Origin of the sequence: Streptomyces yerevanensis (assembly GCF_000716805.1) — a bacterium.
Taxonomy (GTDB): Bacteria; Actinomycetota; Actinomycetes; order Streptomycetales; family Streptomycetaceae; genus Streptomyces; species Streptomyces flaveus.
The window spans coordinates 1-24,114 of the sequence record NZ_JNWJ01000067.1 but is presented as its reverse complement, the minus strand read 5'-3'; the positions used below and the strand labels follow the sequence as shown (position 1 = coordinate 24,114).

Below are 24,114 nucleotides of genomic sequence, written 5' to 3'. Positions count from 1 at the left end.
CGCCACTCCCCTGGTGAACAGCGTGCAAGGAGAACACCTCCCCATGGAGAACCCCACGAACGGTGGGCGCCGCGGGCGTCACCGCCGTCGCTGGACCGCGACCGGTCTGCTGCTCGGCGTGCCCGCCATCGTCGTGCCGTATCTCCTGTTCTCGCAGGAGGATTCGCAGGCCGCGACGGTCGACGGCGATGCCTACTACCGGCTGGTTTCCGTACGCAGCGGCAAGGCGATGGACGTCAACGCCTTCTCCACCGCCGACCGCACCCGCATCCAGCAGTGGACCGACCAGAACACCGCCAACCAACAGTGGAAGCTGAGACCCACCGGGGACGGCCACTACGAGCTGGTGAACCGCAACAGCGGCAAAGTGCTGGGCATAGCGGGCGATTCGACCGCCCAGGCAGCTGCCGCTGAGCAGCAGACCGACAGCTCCTCCACCTCCCAGGAGTGGCGGATCGACGAGGTGAGCGGTTCCGGCGCCGTCACCTTCACCTCCCGCAGGAGCGGCCAGGTCCTGGACGTCTCCGGAGGCTCCACGGCCGACGGCGCGGCAGTCATCCAGTATCCCGGCAAGGGCAGCACCAACCAGCAGTGGAAGCTGGTGAAAACGGCCGAGACCCAGACGGCCGGGACCGGCACCGCGCAGACCACGGCCACGGCCGGACCGTATGTGTGGAACAACACTCAGGTGGTAGGCGGCGGTTACGTCACCGGGCTGGTGTTCAACCCTCGGGAGAAGGGCCTGCTGTACGCGCGCACCGACATGGGCGGCGCCTACCGCTGGGACGTCGCGGCCGAGCAGTGGATCCCGCTGACCGACTGGGCCGGCGAGAAGGACTGGAACCTGCTGGGCATCGATTCGGTGGCCACCGACCCCGTCGACCCCGACCGGCTCTACCTCGGGGCGGGCACCTACACCAACAGCTGGGCGGGCAACGGCGCGATCCTGCGCTCCACGGACCGTGGCCGCACCTTCCAGCGCACCGATCTGCCCTTCAAGCTGGGCGCCAACGAGGACGGCCGCGGGGCGGGCGAACGGCTGGTGATCAATCCCGCAGAGAACGGCACCCTGCTCCTTGGCACCCGCAAGAACGGCCTGTGGCGCAGCACCGACCACGGCGTGACATGGAGTCAGGTCTCCTCGTTCCCCGTCAAGGACGGGGCGAGCAGCGGCGCGGGCATCTCCTTCGTGACGTACGGCCCGGCCGGAAGCAAGACGGTCTATGCCGGCGTCGCCGACAAGTCCACCTCCCTGTACCGCTCCACCGACGGCGGCAGCACATGGCAGGCCGTCTCCGGGCAGCCCACCGGCCAGATGCCGCAGCACGGCGTGCTCTCCGGTGACGGCTCGCTGTACCTGACGTACACCAACGTCGTCGGACCCAACGGCGTGACCGCGGGCTCGGTGTGGAAGTACACGCCGACCGGCGGGGCGTGGAAGAACGTCTCGCCGTCCCAGGGCAGTTACGGGTTCTCCGGTCTGGCCGTCGACCCGCAGAAGCCGTCCACGGTGATGGTCACCACCCTCGACCGCTGGTGGCCCGAGGACGAGATCTACCGCACCACCGACGGCGGCACGACCTGGCAGGCACTGGCCTCGAAGTCGGAGCGGGACGACTCCGGCGCTCCTTACGTCGGTACCGGCACCGGGCACTGGATGACCGCCCTGGCCATCGATCCCTTCAACTCCGGGCACGTGCTGTACGGCACCGGCAGCGGCATCTGGCGCAGCAAGGACGCCAACGCCACTGACAGCGGCGGCACCAGCCACTGGATCGTGGGGGCCCGAGGGCTGGAGGAGACCGCGGTGCTGGACGCGGTCGCCCCGCCCGGCGGGGCCACCGTCATCTCCTCCATGGGTGACCTGGGCGGTTTCCGCTACGGCTCCTCCAGCTCCCTGACCGAGGTGCCCGCCGGGCGGCTGAAGAACCCGATGATGATCACCAGCACCGACATCGATTTCGCCCAGTCCAACCCGTCGGTGATGGTCCGCGTCGGCCGTGGCGGCGATCAGGACGGCGCCTACTCCACCGACGGCGGCAGCAGCTGGAGCGGCTTCAAGGCTGAGCCGGTGGGCAGTGCCGACAGCGGCCAGGTCGCGCTCGCGGCGGACGGCTCCGCCATCGTCTGGACCGAGGAGGGTCAGGCCCCGTACCGCTCGACCGACAAGGGGGCGAGCTGGTCGAAGGTCAGCGGCCTGGGCAACGGCGCCGTGGTCGTCGCCGACCGCTCCTCGGCCCAGACCTTCTACTCACTGTCCGGCGGCACGCTCTACGCCAGCACCGACGGGGGTGCAAGCTTCACCGCCCGCGCCACCAACCTGCCCGCCGGCCGACTCACGGCCGTCCCCGGCATCGCCGGGGACCTGTGGATCGCCGACGGTGGCAAGGGGCTGCTGCACTCCACCGACGGCGGCCGCACCTTCACCACGCTCGGGGCGGTGCAGTCCGCCTCCGCCCTCGGCTTCGGCAAGGCCGCGCCGGGCGCCTCCTACCAGGCCCTGTACCTGATCGGTACCGTCAAGGACGTCACCGGCGTCTTCCGCTCCACCGACAAGGGCGCCACCTGGCTCCGCGTCAACGACGACGCCCACCAGTGGGGCAGCATCGGCGGTGTCGGCGTCGTCACCGGCGACCCCGACACCTTCGGGCGCGTCTATGTCGGCACCAACGGACGCGGCCTCCAGTACGGCGACCCGTCCTGACCCCACCGCCCGAGCGGGGCCGCAGGCACAACGGCCTGCGGCCCCGCCCTGGCTGAGAAGCCGTATCTCAACCGATTGCGATGGACCGCGGACGACCGCCTACCGTCCCAGTGCTTGGCCAGCGGGGCCGCCGAGAAGGAGTCGTCCGTCTTCCGGCCGACCGCCCAAGCGTCGGTCCTGCTCCTCGCGTCGACATCCATGAAGTCACTCGAAGCCACCTCGGAAAGCGGTAACGCGAGCTTCCAGGGCGTCTCCGCCTGGGCCTTCGTCTCGGTCTGCGCCTGGGCGGCCCACGGTGTGAGGGCGAGGGCGCAGGCCGCCTCGCTCCCGCCACCGAGCGCAAGTGGGGCGCCTTCAGCATCTTCAACGTCTGGACCTCGGACGTGCACAGTCTGTACGGCTACTTCCTGGCCGCCAGTCTGTTCCTCGTCGCGGGCAACACCTTCAAGTTCCTCATCGGCGTCGGTGTGGGCTCGCTGATCATCTACTGGCTGATGACCCTCATCGGCAAGGCGGGCGTCAGGACCGGTGTCCCCTACCCGGTCCTCGCCCGCGCCTCGTTCGGCACCTTCGGCGCCAACGTCCCGGCTCTCGTACGGGCCGTGGTCGCCACCTTCTGGTACGGCGCCCAGACCAGCGCCGCCGGCGCCGTCGTCGCCTTCCTCGTCCGCTACGACGGTCCCAAGGACCTGCACGAGACCACCCGGCTCTTCGACCACAGCGGCCTCGAAGTGCTGTGCTACCTCGGCGTCTGGGCCGCCCAACTGCTCATCATCAGCAAGGGGATGGAAACGGTCCGCCGTTTCCAGGACTTTGCCGGGCCGGCGGTCTGGCTGATGATGCTGATCCTGGCGATCGCGCTGTCCGTGGAGGCGGGGGTACTGTCCTTCTCCGTCGACATGCCGAGCGGCGACCTGGCCACACTCGCCAAGAGCGCCACCGGACTCGACGTCAGCCCCGGCTCACTCGCCGCGATCGCCGCGATAGCCGCCACCTGGGTCACCTACTTCGCGGCCCTGTTCCTCAACTTCGGCGACTTCGCACGCTTCACCCCCGACGAGAAGGCCCTGAAGAAGGGCAACATCTGGGGCCTGCCCGTCAACCTGATCCTCTTCTCCCTCGTCGCGGCCATCACCACGGCCGCCGCCAGCAAGGTGTACGGGGAGGTCATCCTCGAACCGGCCGTCATCTCCGCGAAGTTCGACAGCGCGTTCCTCGTCCTGCTCGCCTCCCTGACCTTCGCCGTGGCGACCCTGGGCATCAACGTCGTCGCCAACTTCGTCAGCCCCGCCTTCGACTTCGCCAACGTGGCCCCGAAGTACGTGACCTTCCGGCGGGGCGGCCTCATCGCCGCCGTCATCGCGCTGCTGCTCTACCCGCTTCACCCCTGGGACAACGCTCCCAGCTTCGTCAACGCCATCGGCTCGACGATGGGCCCTCTCTTCGGCGTGATCGTCGTCGACTACTACCTCATCAGGAAGGCACAACTGAACGTGCCCGCGCTGTACCAGGAGCACGGGGAGTTCCGCTTCCAGGGCGGCTGGAACATCCGGGCGTTCGCGGCCGCCGCGGTGGGCTCCGTCTTCTCCAGCATCCTTCCCGTCTACGGGCCGTCCGGATACGGGACGAATCTGGGTCCGTACTCCTGGTTCATCGGCGTCGCCGTGGCCGGGGTGCTCTACTTCGCGTTGAGCGGGGGCAGGAGCCCGCTCAACGCGAGGACGGCGGAAACGGAAGCGCCAGAGGCGACAAAGGCATAGGAGCCGGGTTCTTCCAACAACCCGAGCAGGGCGCCTGATCTGGGCTGATGCCTGCCAGGCGCCCTGTTTTGTCGGGCGGGTCCGCCGTCCTGAGCACGGAGAAGGCCACGAATCGGAACCGGGCTCTACGACGAAGGTGATGGGCAGAAGGTGGTTACGGAGGGGGGTACCGTCGGCAGCCACGCAATTCCGCCCGGCCGCTGCGAAAGGACCGGATCTCCGACCTGGGCCTTCCGTTTCCCGAACGGGTCGCGCGGGCTCTGTGTTTACCCGACGGTGTTGTCGACCTTGAGGTTGTAACTGACCCGGTTGCCGTTGACGGCGGTGGCAGTGACGATGACACCGCGGGTGTCGCTGCTGGTAGTGATCTGGCAGCGGATCGTGGCGCCGACCCGGGCCGGGAGGTGCTCGGCACAAGTGACCATTTTGGGACGCTTGCCGGTGTCCGCGGCGACCTTGTCGGAGATCGTCAGCGCGACTCGGGCCTTGTGGACGGCCCCCTCCTCGCTGACGCCCGTGTTCTCGGGCTTTGCGGGGTCGTCGCCGACCGGCTGCTCCTCGGCCGTCGGCTGCTCCTCGGCCGGTTCCTCCTCGACAGGGGCTGCTTCCTCGCTGGCCGTCGCCTCATTCTTCTTCTTCTCCGCGTTGCCGATGCTCAGGGAGCATCCAGTGGCGAGAAGCACCGTCAGTGCGCCCAGCGCAGCCGCAGCCGCAATCCTCTTTTTACGCCCCGTGTGCCGCATTATTTCCCTCTATTTGTGAGTGATGAGAAAAGAACAGGAAGACGCAATCGACCGAATCGGTTCTGCGTATGAGCGGTTGGCGGTGCCGTCGCCATGCCCAGCTCATACTGGATCGCGTAAGAAGTCGGCGAACTGCCGCGCGCGCAGCACCAGTTCGTCCACGACGATCCACCTTCCGGCTTCAAACGCGGCCCATTACCGTTCGGTCTCCGCGTCGGCGGCACAACAGGCCACCGCTTTTCGGCCAAACCATAGGACGATGGCCGGGCCCGAAATGTGTCACGCGTGCGGGAAACTTTGTCAGCAGCGCTCCATCGACATCGGCTGCCTGTCGAGGGCCGTCGACACAACCCGGCGCGGCGGTACACACCGCAACCGGCCACGCGTCCGCCCCGGGGCCGGTGAGGGCGCAGGTGAGCTGACGTCGTGCCAGATGGCTGCCCTGGGGGCGACCTCGATGCCGTTGCACGGCGAGACGGCGGCCTGCCATGCTGATCTTCGCGACTGGATCGCGTCGAGGAGGGCTTGTGAGGGCACGGAACGACGCGTCACCACGTCGGCCCCATGGCCGATTCAGACGAAGGCCTGCCCCATGAGCCCGGTCCTGGACACTGCGCTCGTACCACCGCGAGACCGGGAGGAGACGATCCGGCATGCGGTATGGGAATCCGTCGTGCCGGTCGATATCGATCACCATCTCCCGCCCAAGGACCTCTCGGTTCATATCGGGCTCGGCACCGTCGGGCCCATCAGGATCTGCTCGGCGCGGGCGACCGCACTGACCGTGCAACGGACGGAGCGGCTGGCCAGGGAAGATGAGGAGCCGGCCGTCTTCCTCGGCCTTCAGCTGACGGGCACCAGCCTGGTGACTCAGAACGATCGCCAGTCCCTACTGAGACCCGGCGACTTCGCCCTCTACGAGACAACCGCCCCCTACACCCTTGACTTCAACGAGGGCGTCGCCCACCACTTCTTGCGTTTCCCCCGCGCGGCACTCGCGCTCCCTGAGCGATCGCTACGAGACATTGCCGCAGTCCCCCTCGGCTCCGACAACCCCGTCGCGAGCCTCGCCTCCACGTACTTTTCCCAACTGGCCGTCAGCGAAGAACTGCGCCGAGGCCTGCACGCCGACGCAATCGTGGAGCCCAGCATCGAACTCATTCGCGCCGTCGTGGCGTCCCAGCTCGGAAACTCCAGCCTGGCCAGAGCGCCGATGGAGGCAACGCTCAACCTGCGGATCACTCAGTACATCCGAGCGCACTTGGCTGATGCCGACCTGTCGGCCGCGAGGATCGCCGCCGTGCACGGCATCTCGGTCCGCCACCTCTACACGGTGCTGGCCCGTTCGGATATCAGTCTTGGCGACTGGATACGTTCACACCGGCTGGCGGAATGCAGACGAGAGCTGGCCGGCCCGAACGGCCGGCTGCGGACCATCGCGGCGATAGGCCGGAGTTGGGGATTCGTGGACGCGACCCACTTCAGCAAAGTGTTCAGACAGGCCTACGGCGTCTCGCCCCGGGCTTGGCGCGACCAGAACCGTCCCCGCCCCTCCGCCTGAACCGGCCGGCACGTCGATCGCCTGAAGTCCCCGGGACGGCGGGGCTTCACGGCGCACACGTCTCCCAGCCGAGAATTCGGCCGTGCCAGATCCTGCGGGGAACCAGTCGACCGCCCACCAGGCGCCGACACCTCTCCGCCGCAGGCCAGACCCGGAGCCGACCCCAGATGCCCTTAGCTTCCCGAGCTGAGAGCGCGAGTTCGATTCTCGTCACCCGCTCCATGATGAAACCCCAGGTCAGTGGCCTGAGGTTTATCCATTGCCGGGACTTCTCAGCGAGTCCCGCTCGCCAAACCCGCGAAGATGGGGCACGCGGAGGGCACGAGCACTCGACGAATGCACGCGGTCACCGCTCCTAGTTGCCAAAGCAGGCCGCTCGCCTGGGATTTCGTGGTGCCCACTGCGAGCGTTCACGCATGCGAGCCCTCAGCCTGCTTTTCCCTCGACGCGGGAGCAGTAGCCGGTGAAACCGGTGAACACGCCCAGGAACAGCAGCAGGACGCCGAAGACCCAGTTGAGACCTCCTCACCGAGTTGGGGCATGTTCGCCCCGATCACCGGCCGGGGGCCTGTCGCCTCGCAGAACAGGTACCGGTCGGTCACGGACGGGACTTCGCCGTGCCGAGCCCCCGTTACCGGACGGACCCTCACTCGTCGGCGCACGACGGGTGTCGAACCTCATCGGTACCACCGACTATCCGTGCATTCGCCGGGATCCCACACCGCGGCCCGGGCTCGCCCTGATCGGCGATGCCGCAACCGCATCCGACTCCGTTTCAGCCGTCGGATGCGGATGGACATTCCGCAGCGCCGCATGGCTGGCCGACGCGACCGCCGAGACTCTGGCAGCCGGCGGGAACCTGCAGCGCGCCCTGCGCTCCTACCGCCGGGCGCGCCACTTCATCGACAAGTACGACGCACTGGGCCGACAAGAAGCCCTGGCCAAACCACCCGCCCTGCTCCAGCGGGCGGTCCGCGCGGCAGCCGTCACCAACCCCGACATCGCCCGTCGGGTCGCGATGTTCGCGATGCGGGCAGACGACCCGTCGGTGCTGCTCAACTTCAAGGTGGCGGTCCGGGCCTTCGCCGGGTCGCGGTTGCTGCGGTTGCGAGGAGAGTCCTCGATCACTCCCGCCCGGCAATCGGCGGGAACGCACGAGCGAGCCGGCTCAGCTCCTGCCCACGGCTCTTGACCGAGTTCCATGTCCACACCGAACCACGAAACGAGCGCCCGGTTCTCACTTCTCGGCTCCTGCACAGACGCTCCGCGACCGAGTCGCGTGACGGTCACGGGCGCTGGAGCCACAGTTCGTGCCCCACCGTGCGCCGAACCCGTCAGCGATGCAGGATGAGTCGGGACGGCTTCATTCCGCTCGACCCACCGTGCCGGGAGGAGGCAACGATGCTGCGGACGCGGCTGTGCGACGTACTCGGTATCGAGGTGCCCGTCATCGGCGCACCGTACGGGCCGTACGAACAAGTCGATCTCGCCGCGGCCGTGTGCGGGGCGGGAGCCCTCGGCAGCCTGGGCACGGCGTTGCGCCCGGTCGCCGACCTGCGGCGCCAGTGGGCCCGGATGCGGGAGCTGACCGACCGCCCGTTCGCCGTCAACCACACCATGCGCCCCCTGAACGAGGAGGCATTCCAGGCGACGCTCGACGAGCGCCCTGCCGCAGTCTCCTTCCACCTCGGGGTTCCAGACGATCTGGTCAAACGCGCCCACGACGCGGGCATCCTGTGGATCCAGCAGGTCATGGACGTCCGGCAGGCCGAACAGGCCGTGCGCGCGGGCGTGGACGTCATCGTCGCCCAGGGAGGCGAGGCAGGCGGCCAGGGCGGTGAGGTGGCCACCATGGTGCTGGTTCCACAGGTCGCGGACATCGCGGAGGGGATCCCGGTCGTCGCCGCGGGCGGCATCGCGGACGGACGGGGGCTGGCAGCGGCGCTTGCACTGGGCGCCCAGGGCGTGGCCGTCGGTACGCGTCTGCTCGCGTCGATGGAGATGAACATCGCCGAGGAGTGGAAGAACCGCATCGTCGCCGCTGAGGCACGCGACACGATCAAGCTGGAGCACAGCGACAGGTTCATGCCGCACTTCTCACGGCCCGGTGGCTATGCCTTTCCCCGGTCGCTGCGTACGCCCTTCCTCGAGGACGCCGAAGCGCATCCCGAGCGAGTGCAACCGACCGAAGCCGGCCCCCGCATCGTGGAGGCCGTGCTGAACGGACGAGGGCACGAGTTCCTGCCGTTCACCGGTCAGTCCGCGGCGCTCGTCCACGACATCCTTCCGGCGGCCGAGATCGTACGGAGGATCGTCGATGACGCGGAGACGGTTCTTCGCCGGACCGCCGACATATGCACCCGCAGTACATCGCACTGAGTTTCGGCCGCCCCTCCTCTGGATGCCGATCGGCATCCAGAGACATCGCCGCCAGAACCCTGCGGGCCGGGTTGGTGGGGTGTCTGTGCTGGTGGGGTGGGGGTGCGCGGTGTCCATGAGACCTCCTGCCATATGCAATATATTGCGTTCTGCGTGTTGGCCGGTAAGACTGGGGCCGGAGGCGGTGGCCTGTCAAGGGGTCCCGCGTCGGCATCCCGGCTTACGGTCGCTGGCAGTGGCGAGGAGTGTCAGATGGCACAGGCCACGCGCATCGAGCACGACCTGGCGGGAGACAAGGAGATCCCCGCCGACGCCTACTGCGGCGTGCACACCGTGCGGGCTGTGGAGAACTTCGCGATCACCGGGTCGACCATCGCCCAGTTCCCCGACCTGATCGCCGCACCGGCCGCGGTCGAACAGGCCGCCGCGCAGGCCAACCGCGACCTCGGCCTGCTGCCTTCGGACATCGCCGCAGCGATCATCAGCGCGTGCGAGGAGATCGGCTCAGGACGGCTGCACGAGCAGTTCGTCGTTGATCCCGTCCAGGGCGGGGCAGGCACCTCGACGAACATGAACGCCAACGAGGTCATCGCCAACCGGGCCCTGGAGATCCTGGGCCACCCCTGCGGCTTCTACGACGTGATCCACCCCTGGACCACGTCAACCTCGGCCAGAGCACCAACGACGTCTACCCCACCGCCGTATGTCTCGCCCTGGTCACCACGCTGCACCGGCTCGATGGCTCCCTGGGGGCGCTGGCCACGGCCTTCACCGAGAAGGCGACGGAGTTCGGCGGCGTCCTGAAGATGGGCCGCACCCAGCTCCAGGACGCCGTCCCCATGACACTGGGCCAGGAGTTCACCACCTACACCGTCATGATCGAGGAAGACCGCCGACGCCTCACCGAGGCCGCCGCCCTGCTACTGGAGTCCAACCTCGGCGGTACCGCGATCGGCACCGGCATCAACGGCCATCCCCGCTACGCCGAACTCGCCTGCGACACCCTCGCCACCCGCTGTGTCCCAGGCATCACCGCCAACAGGGAAGCTCTCACCTGCCGTTCCCTGAAGAACACTGTCAGCCCATCGGGGCCGGGCTCGGCATAGCTCTCCAGGTGCTGGCGGGACTCCGGTTGAACACGCTCTCCCACGGCCGCCGCCAGAAATGACCGGAGCACCAACCGTCAGCCTGTCGGGCACACCGCTCTCAAGGATGGTGACCTGGAGCTGCGACGACTCGTCTTCATCGATGAAGACGACGCCGACGGTCAGGCGGCCCCAGGGGGCGTGGACCTACGCGAAGACCGTCAGCGAGGTCCGCGGCGGCCTCTATACGGTCCACCCGGGCTGGAACACCGCCGACACGCTGCAGGCGCTCTGGAAGGACAGCACCCCCGAGGAGCCGGAGGCGCCTCCCGGCCCCCGCCGTACCCCGGCTTCGAGCAACCGCTCGCCATGCTCTGCGCGGAGATCCCCAACTCGCGCCATCCGCAGCGGTACACCGAGCTCGACAGGTTCAGCACGAAGCGTGCCGGGGACCTCGGGCACTGGTGGGCATGGGCCTGATCTCAAGGATTCAGACACCGGCCCGGTCCAGCGCGCTCTGCAAGGACTGTTCGTAGCCCGCGCTGGTGTACGTGGCGCCGGACACCGTGTCGATGTCCGCGCTCTGCGCCTCCAGCGTCTCCTGATTGAGCTCGGGGATGGCTGTGGAGGAGATGTCCTTGCTCCGCGGCGTCCCGTCGGGAGAGCGGACGGCGGTCGCCCCGGTGATCCTGCTGCCGGTGAGGGTGATCCGTACCTGGACCGGACCGTACTTCGTCTGGGCCGTGGCCCCGGTGACGGTACGGGTGGTGGGCGCGGCCGAGGTGGTCTTCGGGGCGGAGGGGGCGCTGCTGGTCTTCGCGGGGGCGGACGACACCGGGTGCGGCGGTGCCGCGCTCCTGGAGGAAGAAGTGGACGGAGTTCGCCCCTTCTCGGACGGCCCCTTCTCGGACGTCTTCGGCGGTGAGGGCGACGCGGACGGGGACTGCGAGGACACCGACGAGGAAGGGAACGCGGTGGCGTCCGCCGTGAGCGCGGGCGTGGGGGTGCCGGCCCTCCCCAGCGCCGGGTCCGTGGTCGGTTTGAGCACCAGCAGCAGCACTATGCCGGAGACGGTGCCGACGGTGGCCAGCAGCGCATGGCGGAACGGGTGCTTCTTCCTCATGGGAGTCCCAGCGCATCGGGCGTGCGAAGTGTCACGGTCCAAGGGCAGCGCGGTGAAGTGGGACGCGGCGAAGGCGAAGAAACTCTTCGCCGAGCTGAGGAACGACCGGCCGGTGAGCATCGAGGAGAAGGGCTGACCGGCCGGTCGGAGACCGTCCCGCGTGCTTCACCCTGGCGCTGGACAGGCTTGGCTCCTCAGCCAGTTGATGCGCAGAGGCTTCCGCCAGAGGGCGGCGCTCTCCGGCTTCCGGGCCGCGTGCCTCAGGTCGGCAGCCACTTCACCACCGCGTCTCCGCACTCGGCCGTCTGCGCGTAGAACTCCGTCAGGTCCCGGTGCGCCGCCGCGAAAAAGTCCCGCGTGTCGGGCTCCGCTGTCACGCCGCCATAGCGCGGGAGCAGTTCGTCCCGGGCGAAACCCCACAGCGCGTCGAAGTCCGCCATCGTCAGGAACCCGGCCACCCGGCGCGCCCGGCCCGCCGTCAGCATCAGGAACGGCGGCTTGCAGGGGTCGGGGTGGAACACCGGCCGACCGCCGAGCACCACTTGGGCCTGGGGCCGATCCCCCGCGCAATGCGGGGGATCGGCGGCGTAGAGCAGCTCCTGATCCAGATAATGCTTGTCCAGCACCTCCTCGCGACGTCGGTCGACGCGGCGCCGGACGGTATCCCGGTCGTCCCCGAACAGTCGTTCCAGCCAGGTCGCGCTGTTACGCAGTGCCGCGGACGGCACAGCTCGCAGATGGAAGTAGGTGCTCATCACAGAAGGAGCGCACAGGGGCTCCGGAGTGTCACTCCGGCCCGGCGGACGCCTGTTCCGGGGGAGCTCCCCCGGCCGTCGCGCAATGAGGTGGAAGGCGATTCTGTACCAATTGCCGGAATCCGGGGGAACCGGGTGACGAATCGGCTGCGGGCCTCGCTTCTCCGTATGTGACTACCAAGCAGGAATCGAGACCCCAAGCCGCGGCCAAGCCCGTGCGGTGGGCGGCGGACACGGTTTCGACGATCCGGGAGGGGGCGCGATTGCGCCTCGACTACTCGGCGACGAGCCTCTGGCACGTCGACCGGATGATCGACGAGTTGCGGCGGGAGGCAACGCCCTACGCCGCGGTGGAGAGCGTGCTGCGCGGCTTCGGGGCGTACGCGGGTGAGGTGATCATCCGCCAGGCGGGCGGGGAGTGGTGGGCGGCGGACGGCGGCCACTGGATCCACACCGGCGACGGACGACCGTGGAACCCCATCGACGAGGCCCGCCGCTGCCTCGCCGGGCACGGCTCGCTGCGCCTGCTGTGCCGCGACGCGACGACCGGCGCACGCGAAGCCCTGGATCCGCGGGCCCGGTGAAGTCCGTGATCCGCGCCCACCCGCCCGCTGTTCGGTCCGACGGGTGTGGGGCGGCCGGGCCTCCGTGCAGTGGGCGGAGGCCCGGCCGCCCCCTTCCCTCTCCGTGCCGCTCCCCCGGGGGGAGTCAGGGGCGGCACGGAGAGGGGTTCGGGGAGTGGTTTGCGTCGTCGACGTCCGGTCGGGCGGTCGCCGTCGGCCTGTCCAGCGCGGACTCGGCACTCACACAGCGCACGGTCGGCGCGAAACGTCACCCGGGCAGGACGGTGCCGGTCGCGCACTGGCGTCCGAACCCCGGACCCGCCGATGTTGATGAAACGTCACGCCGTCGGGCTCCCGGCGTACGCGTCGGCTCAACGTCCGTATACGGCCCGTCTCTTGGAGCGGTCGATGGTCACGCGCCTTCGCCGGCTGTGCGACAGGGACCCGGAAACGACGTGAAGGGCGCCTGATGCGTTGTGACACTTCTGTGTGCACGCACGCTGATCACCATGGGGCCGTCGAAGCGCACGGGCGCGTCGGACGGCACGGACTCGCAATGAACCCGGTGCGAACGAGGACGGTCTTGGGCCAGGAACGGCAACCCCGCTACGCACAGGCCCACGACGAGGAATTGGGCGCGGCCGTCGCGCGGGCCCAGGACGGGGACGACACCGCGTTCGCGGTCGCCTACCGGATCGTGCAGCCGGGCCTGCTCGGCTATCTGCGCGGATTCGTCGGCGTAGACGCGGAGGACGTGGCGTCCGACGCCTGGCTGGAGATCGCCCGTGACCTCGGACGGTTCAAAGGGGACGGGGCAGGTTTCCGCGGCTGGACGGCGACCATAGCCCGGCACCGGGCACTGGACCATCTGCGCCGTCAGCGCGTGCGGCCCCGGCCGGGGTCGATCGAACAGGACGTACTGGACCTGCCGGGCCCACACAGCACCCATGAACAGGCGCTGGAGTCCCTCTCCACCGAGCGGGCCCTGGAACTGGTCCGCGGGCTGCCGCAGGACCAGGCCGAGGCCATCCTCCTGCGCGTTGTCGTCGGCCTGGACGGCCCCGCCGCCGCGCGCGTCCTCGGCAAGCGTCCCGGCGCGGTGCGCACCGCCACGTACCGGGGCCTGAAACGCCTCGCCCACCAGTTGGGCGTCGGGAGGGAGGCGGGAGAGGGTGTGACGGATGAAGCTTCCCGGACGCTGGGGGAGTCGACATGAGTCACGACGGCGTCAGTGGACGGGCAGACAGGCATCAGAACCCGACACGCCGGATGTGTCCAACAGGACGGGCGAGAACGGAAAACGGACATGGGTGATCGGCTGAGCGGCGACGGAGTCACAGGCCGTCGACGTGTGCGCCCCGGCGACGCCGTTCCCGGCTCGTGGGACCTGCGTGACGACGCCGCGCTGCAGACGGCGCTCGCCGCCGCCGTGCTCGCAAGCGATCTCGACCCCGAAGCGGAGCAGCGGGCCGTGGCCGCCTTCCGGGCCGCCCACGGCGCGGGGGCGCACCGAGCGCGTACCCGGCGCCGGGACGACTGGCGGCTGCTCGCGGAGCGACGTGCCGGGCGCCGTGTGAAGACGACGTTCGCCGCTGTGTTCACCAGCCTCACCCTGGGCGGTGTCGCCGTCGCGGCCATCGGTTCTGCCGGCTCGTCCGCGGACGGTACCGGCCAGAAGACCCCGCACCCCTCGGTGGCCGCCCCGGCCCGGCCGGGCGGTGAGACCTCGCCGGCATCCTCCAGCGGCCCCGGACCGAGCGACGGCCCGTCCTCCGCCCAGGACACCGAGGCCCAGTGCCGCGCCTACGAACAGGTCAAGGACCGCGGCAAGACGCTCGACGCGACGGCATGGCAGCGGCTCGTCGCGGCGGCAGGCGGCGAAAGCAAGGTCGCCGCGTACTGCGCCGAGCAGCTGGCGCGGGCGACAGCCACGCCGAGCAGGTCCGTCGACAGGGGCAAATCCAGCGCGGGTGCCGCAGACCCCGGCACGGGGACGGCGGGGAACACCGGCACGTCGGGGAACACCGGCACGTCGGGAAACACCGGCACGTCGAGCAACGGCAATCCCGGCAACGACCCCGGCGGCGCCGACGATGCGGCCGGCAACGGCCGGGCAAGCGGCGGGAACCACGGGTAACCTCTGCGCCCACCGGCCGAGCCGCTCGACGATCGGGGGCGTCACGGTCTCGTTCGTGCTTCGTGGTGCCCGCGTCATGGTCCGGGCCGACTGTTTCGGGCCCGGACTCGGACCGGGAACGAGCATGGCCGACGAGATCGGAAATGCACGGCCGTCCTCGCTCTTCAAGCAGAGCAGTCCGTGGCCGCGTACGTAGAGAGTGCGTCCTCCCGCAGGACGTACGGCATCACTCGCGCACAGCGAGGCGAACCGATCCGAGGCGTCGTGCCTCCCATGAGCCAGTAGCCGTAGGCACGCCCCTGTGACGTTTGCAGCGCCTCTTTCGATGTGTAAGTGATGGGGAAATTAAGCATTAGTGGTGTCAGTAATGCAGAAGAGGCTGGTGAGGCGATGGCCATGTGAGGACCTTCCCCGGATGTGGCAGAAGTGATGGATTCTTGCGCAAGGAACGCGCGAGAGACTGCACGCAGGCAGCGTGCGAACTTGGAGGTTTCGAGTGCGACCGTTCACCCTCAACTACGCCTTCCCCAGGCCGCTTGCGACCGTGGTGACGCCATACCGCTTCGACGAGTCGCTTCAACTGAACGTGCTTCCCGACGGCCGCCCGGCCGTCACCGACCCGGACCTCCTTCTGGCGGCCGGTACGACGACGTCCACCGCCGGTTCCCAGACGCACTTCGACGACTGACGAATCCGTAACCGAATGACCGTACTGATCCTCACGTCCGAGGAGGACGTCACCGCCGACATGGTGGTGGCCAAGCTGCACGAGGCGGGGGTTCCCGTGATGCGGCTGGACCCTGCCGATCTGCCGGGCAAGGCGGTGTTGTCCGCGCATTACGCCCATGGCGACTTCGAGGGCCACCTGTCGGTGAACGGACATGTGCTCACCATGGGAGGCCTGCGGTCCGTATGGGTGCGCAGGCCCGGCGAACCGGCCGCGCACGCGGCACACCCCTCGGCGTGGTTGACCGCCGAGACCCGTCAGGCGTTGTTCGGAATGCTCTACTCCGCCTCTATCCGATGGATGAACCATCCGCGCAACGCCGATCAAGCCCGCCTGAAGCCATGGCAGTTGAGGGTCGCTCATCTCAGCGGCTTCGCCGTACCACCGACTGTCATCACCACCTCCCCACGCCTGGCACAGCAGTTCGCCGAGGAGCACCGGGACGTGGTGGTGAAGTCCGCCTCGGGGCCGCCGCCCGGTGACCCCAAGCTGGCCCTGCCCACCACCCTGATCGGACCCGACTCGGACTTCTCAGGCGTCGCGGCCGGTCCTGCGCTGCTGCAGCGGTACATACCCAAACGTGCCGACATTCGTCTGACCTGTGTCAGCACTCGGCTGTTCGCCGCACGGAAGACGGCCGAGCCGGACCAGGTCGACGGGCGCTACGGCGACACCGAGCACACCTGGGAGGCGGTTTCGGTGCCCGAACGCGTCGGCAAGTCGGTGCACGAGTACGTCGCCATGGCTGGACTGGCTTACGCCGCCTTCGACTTCGCTGAAGATGAGGAGGGTTACTGGTGGTTCCTCGAGTGCAACCAGAGCGGCCAGTTCGGCTTCGTCGAACTGGAGACCGGGCAGCCGATCTCGGAATCGGTCGCTCTGTGGCTGGCACAGCGCAAGGCGGGTCGCCGCGTTCACGAGAGCCACCCCTGGTGAGACAGCCACCCGGCAAGCGGCGGCCATCTCACGCTGCCGGGCGTGGTCGGAGTCCAGTGCGCTTCTCCTCACTCATGAAGGCGCTGTAGAACGGCATAGGCCGAGGCCGTGCCCTACCCGTGCCCGTAAGTGCGGACAGCCACGGTCAACAGCGGTGCGACCAGCCCTGCCCATCACACCAACATGACGGCATCTGCGCAGGTCAGCAGCCACGTGGCCGCGCGAGCGCTGTCGCTTCCCAAGCTGAGAGCGCGAGTTCGATTCTCGTCACCCGCTCTTCTTGAAGCCCCAGGTCAGCGACCTGGGGCTTTGTTTTTCGTTGCCCCGTCTCCTAGGGCGTGTGTCGAAAGTGGATCTTGGGCGTGCGATGATCTTGATTCGTGGCGCGTGGAGATCTGTCGGACGAGCAGTGGGCCGTGCTGGAGCTGCTGTTGCCGAAGGGCAAGAAGCCCGGCCGGCCACCGGTATGGACCCGGCGGCAGCTGATCGACGGCATACGGTTCCGGGTCCGTACCGGCATCCCGTGGCGGGACTTGCCCGAGGAGTACGGGCCGTGGGGCCGGGCGTACGACCTGTTCCGCCGCTGGCAGCGCAACGGCACCTGGCAGCGCGTCTTCGCCGAACTCCAGGCCCGGGCCGATGCGAAGGACCTGATCACCTGGGACATCAACGTCGACTCCACCGTCTGCCGGGCCCACCAGCACGCCGCCGGAGCGCGGAAAAGGGGGACCTTCAGAAGGAGCCGCCCGGCGGTGTCGCCGTCGAGCCCGACGACCACGGCCTCGGGCGCTCGCGCGGCGGTCTGACCACCAAGCTGCACCTGGCCGTCGAGCAGGGGCAGAAGCCCATGTCTATCGTGATCACCGCCGGGCAGCGCGGGGACTCCCCGCAGTTCGAGGTCGTCCTGGGCCGCATCAGGGTGCCCCGGCCTGGGTCCGGCAGACCGCGCACCCGGCCGAGGCGGGTGCGCGCCGACAAGGCGTACGCGTCCCGGAAGAACCGTGTCTACCTGCGCAGACGTGGCATCCGCTGCACCATCCCGGACAAGGCCGACCAGGCCCGCAACCGCAAGAGACTCGGTTCCCGCGGCGGCCGTCCGCCGAAGTTCGACCCGGAGGACTACAAGGCTCGGCATGCGGTCGAGTGCGGCATCAACCGCCTCAAAAGGCACCGCGCCGTGGCCACGAGGTACGACAAGCTCGCGGTCCGCTACGAGGCGACCGTCCTCATAGCGGCCATCAACGAGTGGCTGTGACCTAGTTTCCTTGCACCCATTCCGTCTTCGCTTGCGGGCACGAACCGTCTGGTGGTGCCGGTCCGTCCCTACGTTGTCGAGGCTGCTTCCGGCCTCACCCCCAACCCGGGGCCCAGCCTGCCTCCAGCTTCAACCGGTCCCTGCGAGAACCGGCGGCGGACTCCTCCTTCCACGAGATCCATCAGCGCCTCGTGGCGCACAGCCCAGCTCATCGATGCACAAGAGATCGACACGGCCGTACCGGGCGATCGTCTTGGTCAGCAGCTTTTCGTCGGCGGCCTCGACGAGCTCGTTGACGAGTTTGGTGGCCAGGACGTACTTGACCCGGAAGCCGGCCACCGCGGCCTCGGTGCCCAACGCGATCAGCAGATGCGACTTGCCGGTGCCGCTGTCGCCGATCAGACACAGCGGCAGTCCTTTGCGGACCCAGTCGCCGGACCAGTGACCCGGGCGCGCCCGACGCCCGTTCTCCACTGCCGATCGCGGCGTACGAGGAGCCGGTACCCGGCGGCCGCCCGCGGCCCGGCCGCCCCCCGGAGGACGCCGCCTCAGCGCGCCAGCTCCGTTCCGAACCGTGCCCCCTTCTGCGGTGCGCCCAGCGAACTCGGGGAGAACGACGTGATGTTGGTGGTCGTCAGGCCGTACTTCGAACCGCGCATGACCCAGACGGCGCCCGAGTCCACGTACGTGCCGTCTTCCCAGGGGGCGGCCACGGAGAGGTCCGCGCGGTTGTTGGCGTTGACGTCCGCCAGGAGGACCGTACGGCCGAAGTTGTCGTGGGTCTCGGAGACGCCGGGGACACCGGACGTGGACTGGTTGAAGGCCTGCGCACCGGTGCCGGTGAGGCCGGCGGAGCCGCCCTTGAGCAGAACCACGGAGCCCGCCTCGCGGATCGAGCCGATGCCCTCGCCGGGGACGCCGACCGCGATGTCCGGGTAGCCGTCGCCGGTCACGTCGCCCGCGGCGAGCGCATAGCCGAACTGGTCGCCGTAGTTGGCGTCGATGTTGCCGGCCTCGCCCACGCCGGGGACGCCCGCGGTGTCCTGGTTGATCTTCGCGGTACGGGTGGAGAAGCCGGACGAGGAGCCGTAGACGACACGGATGTCGCCCTTGTCGTACTCCATCGTCTCGGAGACCTGGTCGACCTGCCGGGCGATGAAGTCGCCGTAGCCGTCCTTGTTCACGTCGGCGATCACCCCGCCGACCGTGTAGTAGCCGGTGGACTGGAAGGTCGTGCTCAGACCCGTCGAAGTTCCCTTCCACATCCGGGACTTGTACTGCATCTCCTCGAAGCCGTGCTGGGTGACGACGTCGTCCTTGCCGTCACCGGTGATGTCGCCGACCGTGAAGCCCTGCGGGCCGTCCTCATCGTCGAAGGCGAGCGTGTCGGTCGAGGCGGGCAGCCCGGCGCGGCTGAAGGGGCCGAAGCGGACCTCCAGCGCGCCGCCGACGTTGGCCACGAGGTCGGCGTGGCCGTCGCCGTTGATGTCGCCCCCGCCCACCTGGTAGGTCGTGCCAGCGAGCGCGGCGCCGCCGCTCAGGCCCTGGGCGGAGCCCCACAGGACCACGGGGTTGTGGTAGCCGCCGACCACGAGGTCGGTGTAGCCGTCATCGTCGAGGTCGCGGGCCGCCGTCCAGCTGCCGAACCGGTCGCCCTCCAGGACGTCCGCGGGCACGCCCTCGGTGGCTCGGGTGAGCAGCTGCGGATGCGCGCTGTCGGCGCCCGCCAAGGAGCCGTACACGACCGAGATGTACCCCGCATCCGTGACTCCGGACACCGTGGCGCGCGGCGCGCTGATCGCGAGGTCGGCGAACCCGTCGCCGTTGAAGTCGACCACCGGCGTCGTCGCGGTCGTACCTGCGGCGGAGGCCGGAGCGGACAGGGCCACCGGGGCGGTCAGCAGTGCGGCGAGGGCGGCACATCCCGCCACGGAACGACGGCGTGGGCGAGAGGACACGGGATCTCCTGGTGTTGGTTCTGGGTACGACGGCCGTTCATGTTCGACCTCACGTAGACCGTCGGCCGGGCGAAAAGGTTGTGGTGCAGGTGGCTGATAACAGCCCACGACCGACCGTTCCCGTTCGATTACAGTGCTGGACTGTCGGGCGGACGGTTGTGCCGTGAGGAGGGCCCGAAGGGACGCGGACAGCGGGTGCTGTGAGGAGGGCCTGAGTGGACGCGACAGCCGGTGCCGTCTGGGGCCGCGCCGAGCAGCAGGACTTCCGCAGCCGGGTGCGCGGAACGCTGCTGGGCGCGGCCGTCGGTGACGCCCTCGGCGCGCCCCTCGACGGGCTCTCGCTGGCGGAGATCCGCGAGACGCACTGCGGTTCCAGCGCCTGTCCCATCGTCTGCTCCGGCTGCGCCATGTGGCGGCTGCGTTGTGCGCTGGGTCAGATACGTCAGCGCACCGCCCACAGCCACACCGACCATCGAAACCACCGGCGTCCACAGATCTCCTGCCATGGCCGACTACTACCAGCACCTGCCCACCGACCGCTGCCGATCTTGCGAAGCGGACACGCTCGCCCCAGATGCCGAGCCACTCCAAGATCCACTTTCGACACACGCCCTAGTGGTCGGGGTACGCGGCAGCCCATCGCCGGTCATGCGCGGAGGTAGGTGAGGACGGCGAGGACGCGGCGGTGTGCCTGGCCGTCGAGGTGGAGCTCGAGTTTCTGAAGGATGTTGCTGACGTGTTTGTTGACCGCCGCTTCGGTGACGTACAGCTCGCGAGCGATGGCGGTGTTGGTGCGCCCCTCGGCCATCAGGGCGAGGACCTCGCGCTCTCGCGGGGTGAGGCGTTGCAGGGGATCGCGGCGGCGGTTGAGGAGTTGGCGGACAACCTCGGGATCCACGACCGTCGCGCCTGCGGCGACCTGGGCGACCGCATCGACGAACTCGCTGACGGCGCTGACACGATCCTTGAGGAGGTAGCCGACCCCGGTGTCGCTGCCCAGGTCGAGCAGGTGGGCGGCGTAGGACTGCTCGATGTACTGGCTGAGCACCAGGATCGGCAGGCTGGGGCGCTCTTGGCGCAGGGCGACGGCGGCGCGCAGGCCGTCGTCGGTGTTGTCCGGTGGCATGCGCACGTCGGTGACGACGATGTCGGGACGGTGTTCCCGAACGGCGGCGATCAGGGCGTCCGCGTCGCCGACAGCGGCGATCACCTGGTGGCCGAAGCGGGTGAGCACTCCGACGAGGCCGTCCCGCATCAGCGGGGAGTCCTCGGCGAGTACGACGGTCAGCGGCACGGCAGCTCCACATGCAGCAGGGTGGGCCCGCCCGGCGGGCTGGAGATACGGAGTCTGCCGTCCGCCGCGGCGACGCGGTCGGCCAGGCCGATGAGGCCGGTGCCCGCGTCCGGTGCGGCACCGCCGACGCCGTCGTCGCTGACGGACAGAGCCAGCAGGTCGGTGTGCAGGCGAGCGTGCACCTCGACTCGGGTCGCCTTGCTGTGCTTGACGGCGTTGGTCAGGGCCTCGGCGATCACGAAGTACGCCGTGGTCTCCACGGAGAGCGGCAGACGACGTGGCAGGCGGATGTCGACCGTGACGGGCAGGGCGGAGCGCCCCGCCAGGTTCTCGACCGCAGCGGCCAGGCCGTGGTCGGTGAGAGCCTTCGGGTGGACGCCGCGGCTGAGCTGGCGCAACTCGTCGACGGCGAGCGTGACCTGCTCCTGTGCCTTGGCGAGCTGTCCGGCCAGCGGCGAGTCCGGCTCGGTGTCGAGGACGGCCAGTCCGAGCATCACGTTGAGGGAGACCAGCCGCTGCTGCGCCCCGTCGTGCAGGTCCCGCTCGATCCGCCGCCGCTCCGCGTCGAAGGCGTCGACCAGCCGCGCCCTGGAGGCCCGTACGTCGGTGAGCTCGCGGCCCAGTTCGCTGTCGCGCGGCGCCAGCATGAGTCGCGTGACCGCGGCCCTGGCGCCCGCCCAGGCGGTGATGGTGTACGGCGAGGCGGCGAACAGGCAGAGGCCGACGATCACCAGCGGCCAGGCGCCGGGATCATCGAGGGGCGACATGATCACCAGCACGGGGACGACCAGGGCGAAGCCCAGGACGATGAAGTCCATCCACCACAGCGCGGTCGCCGACACCACGGTGAAGCCCAGCTCGCGCCAGGTCGCCGGCTCCCGCAGCCGGGTTCGCACCCATCCGACGATTCCCGCGCGTTCGGGAGCCCGGTGCGGGTCCGGCACCGGGTCCAGGTCCACCAGACGCAGGCGCCACCGCTCGAATCGGGTGACGGCGATGCCGGACAGTGCCACACCGAGCAGGATCAGCGCCCCGACCAACACCACCAGCGAGACGACTCCCGCGACGAGCGCGACCACGAGGACGACGCTGGTGACGGTGCCGAAGACGACACCGGACAGCAGGTACGCGAAGGACCGCCAGGGCCAGCTGGAGCCGAGCACCTTCAGCGGGTTCTGGCCGAGCGCCTGCCAGGCGGTCCGATGTCGCACCTTCCGACTCTAGCGAGCCGGAGATCTTGAAGCAGTAGTGCATGCACTACCCCCTGGACTCGCGTGTGCGCCAGTGCGCCGACGGGGGACGGACCGGTGCACTGGGTTCCATGAAGCTGTTCACCGTCTTTGCCGGTACGCGTCGCCGACTCGGCACCGTGGTGGCCGCGCTCGGTATCGCGATCGCGGCGACCGCCGTACCGGCCCCCTCGGCCGCGCAGTCCACCGCCACCTTGGATCCGGCCTCGATCGACCGATTCGTACGCGACTACCTGGAGCAGACCCGCCTGCCGGGCGCGGTGGTCGCCGTGACCAAGGGCGCCCAGGTCGTCCACACTGCGGGGTACGGGCACACCGCGTCCGGGCAGGCCGTGACGGAGCGGACCCGCCTGCCCGTGGCGTCACTGTCGAAGTCCATGACCGCACTCGCCGTCATGCAACTGGTCGAGGCGGGCAAGGTCGACCTGGACCAGCCTGTGCACCGCTACCTGCCCGAGTTCACCATGGCCGACCGGCGCGCCCAGGAGATCACCGTCCGGCAGGTCCTGACCCAGACCTCCGGTATGGCCGACTCCGCCTACCCGGATCTGACCCGCACCCAACCGCACACCCTCAAGGAGGCCGTCGCCGCGATGCGCGAGGCGCACCTCGCCACCGCGCCGGGCACCCGGCACCGCTATCACAATCCCAACTACTTCGTCGCGGCCCGCCTGGTCGAGGTGGTCAGCGGACAGCCCTTCGCCGACTACCTGTCCGCCAAGCTCTTCGAGCCGCTGCGCATGACGCACACCGCATCCGTCGACACGACCACCGAGATGCCCGACCGGGCCCGCGGCTACGTTCGCGCCTACGGCACGACGTTTTCCCGTCCCCACCCCCGCTGGTTCACCGCCGGCGGCCATGGTGTCGTCACCACCGCGGACGACCTCTCCCAATGGCTGATCGCCCAGAACAACCAGGGCGTGTCCTCCGACGGTCGCCGTATCGCCACGGCACGCACCATCGAGCTCACGCACACCCCACCGGAAGCGCCGAAGGACACGGACTACGGGATGGGCTGGTGGCGGAACCGGCAGAGTGACGGGCCCGAGCAGATCCAGCACACGGGCCAACTCCTGACCCACAATTCCATGGCCACCCTGCTGCCCGACAGCAGGATCGGCATCGCGGTCGTCACCAATACCGGCCTGATCTCCGGAGACGACGCCGCTCAGCTCTCGCAGGGCCTCGTCGACCTCGCGCGGGGCAAGAGCCCCGAGGTGGCAGAGCCCTTCTCGATGACGGCCGACTGGGTCCTGGCGGCGCTGACCCTGCTGGCGACGGGCCTTGGCATCCGCGGTGTCCTGCGTGCACGTCGATGGGCGCGGCACACCGCACGGCGACCATGGTGGCGAACGGTCCTGCGGTTGCTGCCCCAAGCCCTCCCCATCCTCTTCCTCACCCAACTCGCCTCGCTGCTCGGCTTGTTGATGAACCGCTCCGGAACCCTGACGCAGACCACCTATGCCTGGCCGGCCCTTGTCGTATGCGCAGCGGCCGGTGGCCTTGCCTCCACCGCGGTCATCACCGCCCGGGCCCTCGCTCTGGTCCGTTACCGCCGACGGGCCCGGCATGGAGCCGGAGGCAATGAAGGTGACGCACCACTCGGTACTCGGGACGAGCCTCAGGCCCTCCGCCCCGCTTGACGCCGGATCTCCACCACGACGCGTATGCCGACGGGCAGATGACAAAAAGGGTGATGTGCCCCGGGGGGATGGAGTCGGGGCAGGCCGGAGACTCCACGGAACCGGGGCCGGCTCAGTGGGAGGTGTACTCCCACTGGACGTTGGTCTTCAGGCAGGGCACGGCGGGCTCCCCGGAGTCAGGAGAACGTACGGACGACGTCACGGACCCGCGCCACGGTGTCGCCGTACGTCCCGAAGT

General features: G+C 69.2%; 18 protein-coding genes and 3 pseudogenes. 14 read left to right on the top strand and 7 right to left on the bottom strand.

The window, feature by feature from the left end:
• Nucleotides 1-43 precede the first annotated feature (43 nt).
• Together OP79_RS41240 and OP79_RS41230 are read left to right on the top strand one after the other, a co-directional pair.
• Entirely contained in the window at nucleotides 44-2,704 is a 2,661-nt protein-coding gene (locus OP79_RS41240) for an RICIN domain-containing protein (protein ID WP_033328180.1), read from the top strand.
• Between the two features lie 257 nt (nucleotides 2,705-2,961).
• Nucleotides 2,962-4,464 carry an NCS1 family nucleobase:cation symporter-1 gene (locus OP79_RS41230; RefSeq protein ID WP_342669580.1) on the top strand — a complete coding sequence of 501 codons (1,503 nt, stop codon included), beginning with the start codon at nucleotides 2,962-2,964 and terminating at the stop codon, nucleotides 4,462-4,464.
• 266 nt (nucleotides 4,465-4,730) lie between these two features.
• On the opposite strand, the gene OP79_RS41225 is transcribed toward OP79_RS41230, so the two are convergent.
• A complete protein-coding gene (locus tag OP79_RS41225; protein WP_051745417.1) occupies nucleotides 4,731-5,147 on the bottom strand; it encodes a DUF4333 domain-containing protein in 417 nt (138 codons plus the stop codon).
• 652 nt (nucleotides 5,148-5,799) lie between these two features.
• Here OP79_RS41225 and OP79_RS41220 point away from each other — a divergent pair.
• The 4 genes and pseudogenes from OP79_RS41220 to OP79_RS50000 all read left to right on the top strand — a co-directional run.
• Nucleotides 5,800-6,768: an AraC-like ligand-binding domain-containing protein gene (locus OP79_RS41220; RefSeq protein ID WP_033328174.1), complete on the top strand. Its 969-nt coding sequence runs from the start codon at nucleotides 5,800-5,802 to the stop codon at nucleotides 6,766-6,768.
• Nucleotides 6,769-7,435: 667 nt separating this feature from the next.
• Nucleotides 7,436-7,960 (top strand): NAD(P)/FAD-dependent oxidoreductase, encoded by a 525-nt coding sequence (locus OP79_RS41215; protein ID WP_051745415.1) that lies wholly within the window; start codon nucleotides 7,436-7,438, stop codon nucleotides 7,958-7,960.
• A gap of 209 nt (nucleotides 7,961-8,169) precedes the next feature.
• On the top strand, nucleotides 8,170-9,147 hold the full coding sequence (locus tag OP79_RS41210) for an NAD(P)H-dependent flavin oxidoreductase (protein ID WP_033328172.1): 978 nt from the start codon (nucleotides 8,170-8,172) through the stop codon (nucleotides 9,145-9,147).
• 252 nt (nucleotides 9,148-9,399) lie between these two features.
• Nucleotides 9,400-10,157 (top strand): annotated as a pseudogene (locus tag OP79_RS50000) (lyase family protein); the annotation flags it as partial.
• Between the two features lie 565 nt (nucleotides 10,158-10,722).
• Here the strand turns inward: OP79_RS50000 and OP79_RS51130 are convergent.
• A complete protein-coding gene (locus tag OP79_RS51130) occupies nucleotides 10,723-11,355 on the bottom strand; it encodes an FMN-binding protein (protein ID WP_211270962.1) in 633 nt (210 codons plus the stop codon).
• A gap of 260 nt (nucleotides 11,356-11,615) precedes the next feature.
• Entirely contained in the window at nucleotides 11,616-12,110 is a 495-nt protein-coding gene (locus OP79_RS41190; protein WP_033328168.1) for a DUF1877 family protein, read from the bottom strand.
• Between the two features lie 170 nt (nucleotides 12,111-12,280).
• Between OP79_RS41190 and OP79_RS41185 the strand changes: the two genes are divergently transcribed.
• The 6 genes from OP79_RS41185 to OP79_RS52735 all read left to right on the top strand — a co-directional run bounded on the left by OP79_RS41185 (nucleotide 12,281) and on the right by OP79_RS52735 (nucleotide 17,728).
• Complete coding sequence (locus OP79_RS41185; RefSeq protein WP_078492341.1) at nucleotides 12,281-12,694, top strand: hypothetical protein; 414 nt, start codon at nucleotides 12,281-12,283, stop codon at nucleotides 12,692-12,694.
• A 562-nt stretch (nucleotides 12,695-13,256) separates the two neighbouring features.
• A complete protein-coding gene (locus OP79_RS41180) occupies nucleotides 13,257-13,889 on the top strand; it encodes an RNA polymerase sigma factor (RefSeq protein ID WP_033328164.1) in 633 nt (210 codons plus the stop codon).
• Nucleotides 13,890-13,979: 90 nt separating this feature from the next.
• The gene (locus tag OP79_RS41175) at nucleotides 13,980-14,810 is read left to right on the top strand and encodes a hypothetical protein (protein WP_033328162.1); all 831 of its coding nucleotides are present in this window, start codon (nucleotides 13,980-13,982) and stop codon (nucleotides 14,808-14,810) included.
• 496 nt (nucleotides 14,811-15,306) lie between these two features.
• On the top strand, nucleotides 15,307-15,498 hold the full coding sequence (gene tgmA, locus OP79_RS41170) for a putative ATP-grasp-modified RiPP (RefSeq protein WP_033328160.1): 192 nt from the start codon (nucleotides 15,307-15,309) through the stop codon (nucleotides 15,496-15,498).
• A gap of 15 nt (nucleotides 15,499-15,513) precedes the next feature.
• A complete protein-coding gene (tgmB, locus tag OP79_RS41165) occupies nucleotides 15,514-16,473 on the top strand; it encodes an ATP-grasp ribosomal peptide maturase (RefSeq protein ID WP_033328158.1) in 960 nt (319 codons plus the stop codon).
• Between the two features lie 380 nt (nucleotides 16,474-16,853).
• Nucleotides 16,854-17,728 (top strand): IS5 family transposase gene (locus OP79_RS52735; RefSeq protein WP_425428676.1). Its coding sequence is split into 2 segments (ribosomal slippage): nucleotides 16,854-17,205 and nucleotides 17,205-17,728, totalling 876 coding nucleotides; the frame shifts between segments, so codons are not numbered across the junction.
• Nucleotides 17,729-17,929: 201 nt separating this feature from the next.
• Here OP79_RS52735 and OP79_RS41150 read toward each other — a convergent pair.
• Nucleotides 17,930-18,166, bottom strand: a pseudogene (locus OP79_RS41150) (ATP-binding protein); the annotation flags it as partial.
• Nucleotides 18,167-18,276: 110 nt separating this feature from the next.
• A complete protein-coding gene (locus tag OP79_RS41145) occupies nucleotides 18,277-19,686 on the bottom strand; it encodes an FG-GAP-like repeat-containing protein (RefSeq protein ID WP_033328150.1) in 1,410 nt (469 codons plus the stop codon).
• A 215-nt stretch (nucleotides 19,687-19,901) separates the two neighbouring features.
• On the opposite strand from OP79_RS41145, the pseudogene OP79_RS57490 reads away from it, so the two are divergent.
• Nucleotides 19,902-20,051: pseudogene (locus tag OP79_RS57490) on the top strand (ADP-ribosylglycohydrolase family protein); the annotation flags it as partial.
• Between the two features lie 281 nt (nucleotides 20,052-20,332).
• On the opposite strand, the gene OP79_RS41140 reads toward OP79_RS57490, so the two are convergent.
• Both OP79_RS41140 and OP79_RS41135 read right to left on the bottom strand, forming a co-directional pair.
• Entirely contained in the window at nucleotides 20,333-20,980 is a 648-nt protein-coding gene (locus tag OP79_RS41140) for a response regulator (RefSeq protein WP_033328148.1), read from the bottom strand.
• Nucleotides 20,971-22,191, bottom strand: a complete 1,221-nt coding sequence (locus OP79_RS41135) for a sensor histidine kinase (RefSeq protein WP_033328146.1) — start codon at nucleotides 22,189-22,191, stop codon at nucleotides 20,971-20,973. Before OP79_RS41135 ends, OP79_RS41140 begins: the two co-directional genes overlap by 10 nt.
• Before the next feature lie 110 nt (nucleotides 22,192-22,301).
• Here OP79_RS41135 and OP79_RS41130 point away from each other — a divergent pair, with 110 nt between their 5' ends.
• Nucleotides 22,302-23,876 (top strand): serine hydrolase domain-containing protein, encoded by a 1,575-nt coding sequence (locus tag OP79_RS41130; RefSeq protein ID WP_078492342.1) that lies wholly within the window; start codon nucleotides 22,302-22,304, stop codon nucleotides 23,874-23,876.
• Nucleotides 23,877-24,114 lie beyond the last annotated feature (238 nt).

Bases quoted from the DNA above. Each gene is read 5' to 3' on its own strand.
- OP79_RS41130 (WP_078492342.1), top strand. From the start codon at position 22,302: ATGAAGCTGTTCACCGTCTTTGCCGGTACGCGTCGCCGACTCGGCACC.
- OP79_RS51130 (WP_211270962.1), bottom strand. From the start codon at position 11,355: ATGAGGAAGAAGCACCCGTTCCGCCATGCGCTGCTGGCCACCGTCGGC.
- OP79_RS41240 (WP_033328180.1), top strand. From the start codon at position 44: ATGGAGAACCCCACGAACGGTGGGCGCCGCGGGCGTCACCGCCGTCGC.
- OP79_RS41210 (WP_033328172.1), top strand. From the start codon at position 8,170: ATGCTGCGGACGCGGCTGTGCGACGTACTCGGTATCGAGGTGCCCGTC.
- OP79_RS41220 (WP_033328174.1), top strand. From the start codon at position 5,800: ATGAGCCCGGTCCTGGACACTGCGCTCGTACCACCGCGAGACCGGGAG.
- OP79_RS41175 (WP_033328162.1), top strand. From the start codon at position 13,980: ATGGGTGATCGGCTGAGCGGCGACGGAGTCACAGGCCGTCGACGTGTG.
- tgmB (WP_033328158.1), top strand. From the start codon at position 15,514: ATGACCGTACTGATCCTCACGTCCGAGGAGGACGTCACCGCCGACATG.
- OP79_RS41190 (WP_033328168.1), bottom strand. From the start codon at position 12,110: ATGAGCACCTACTTCCATCTGCGAGCTGTGCCGTCCGCGGCACTGCGT.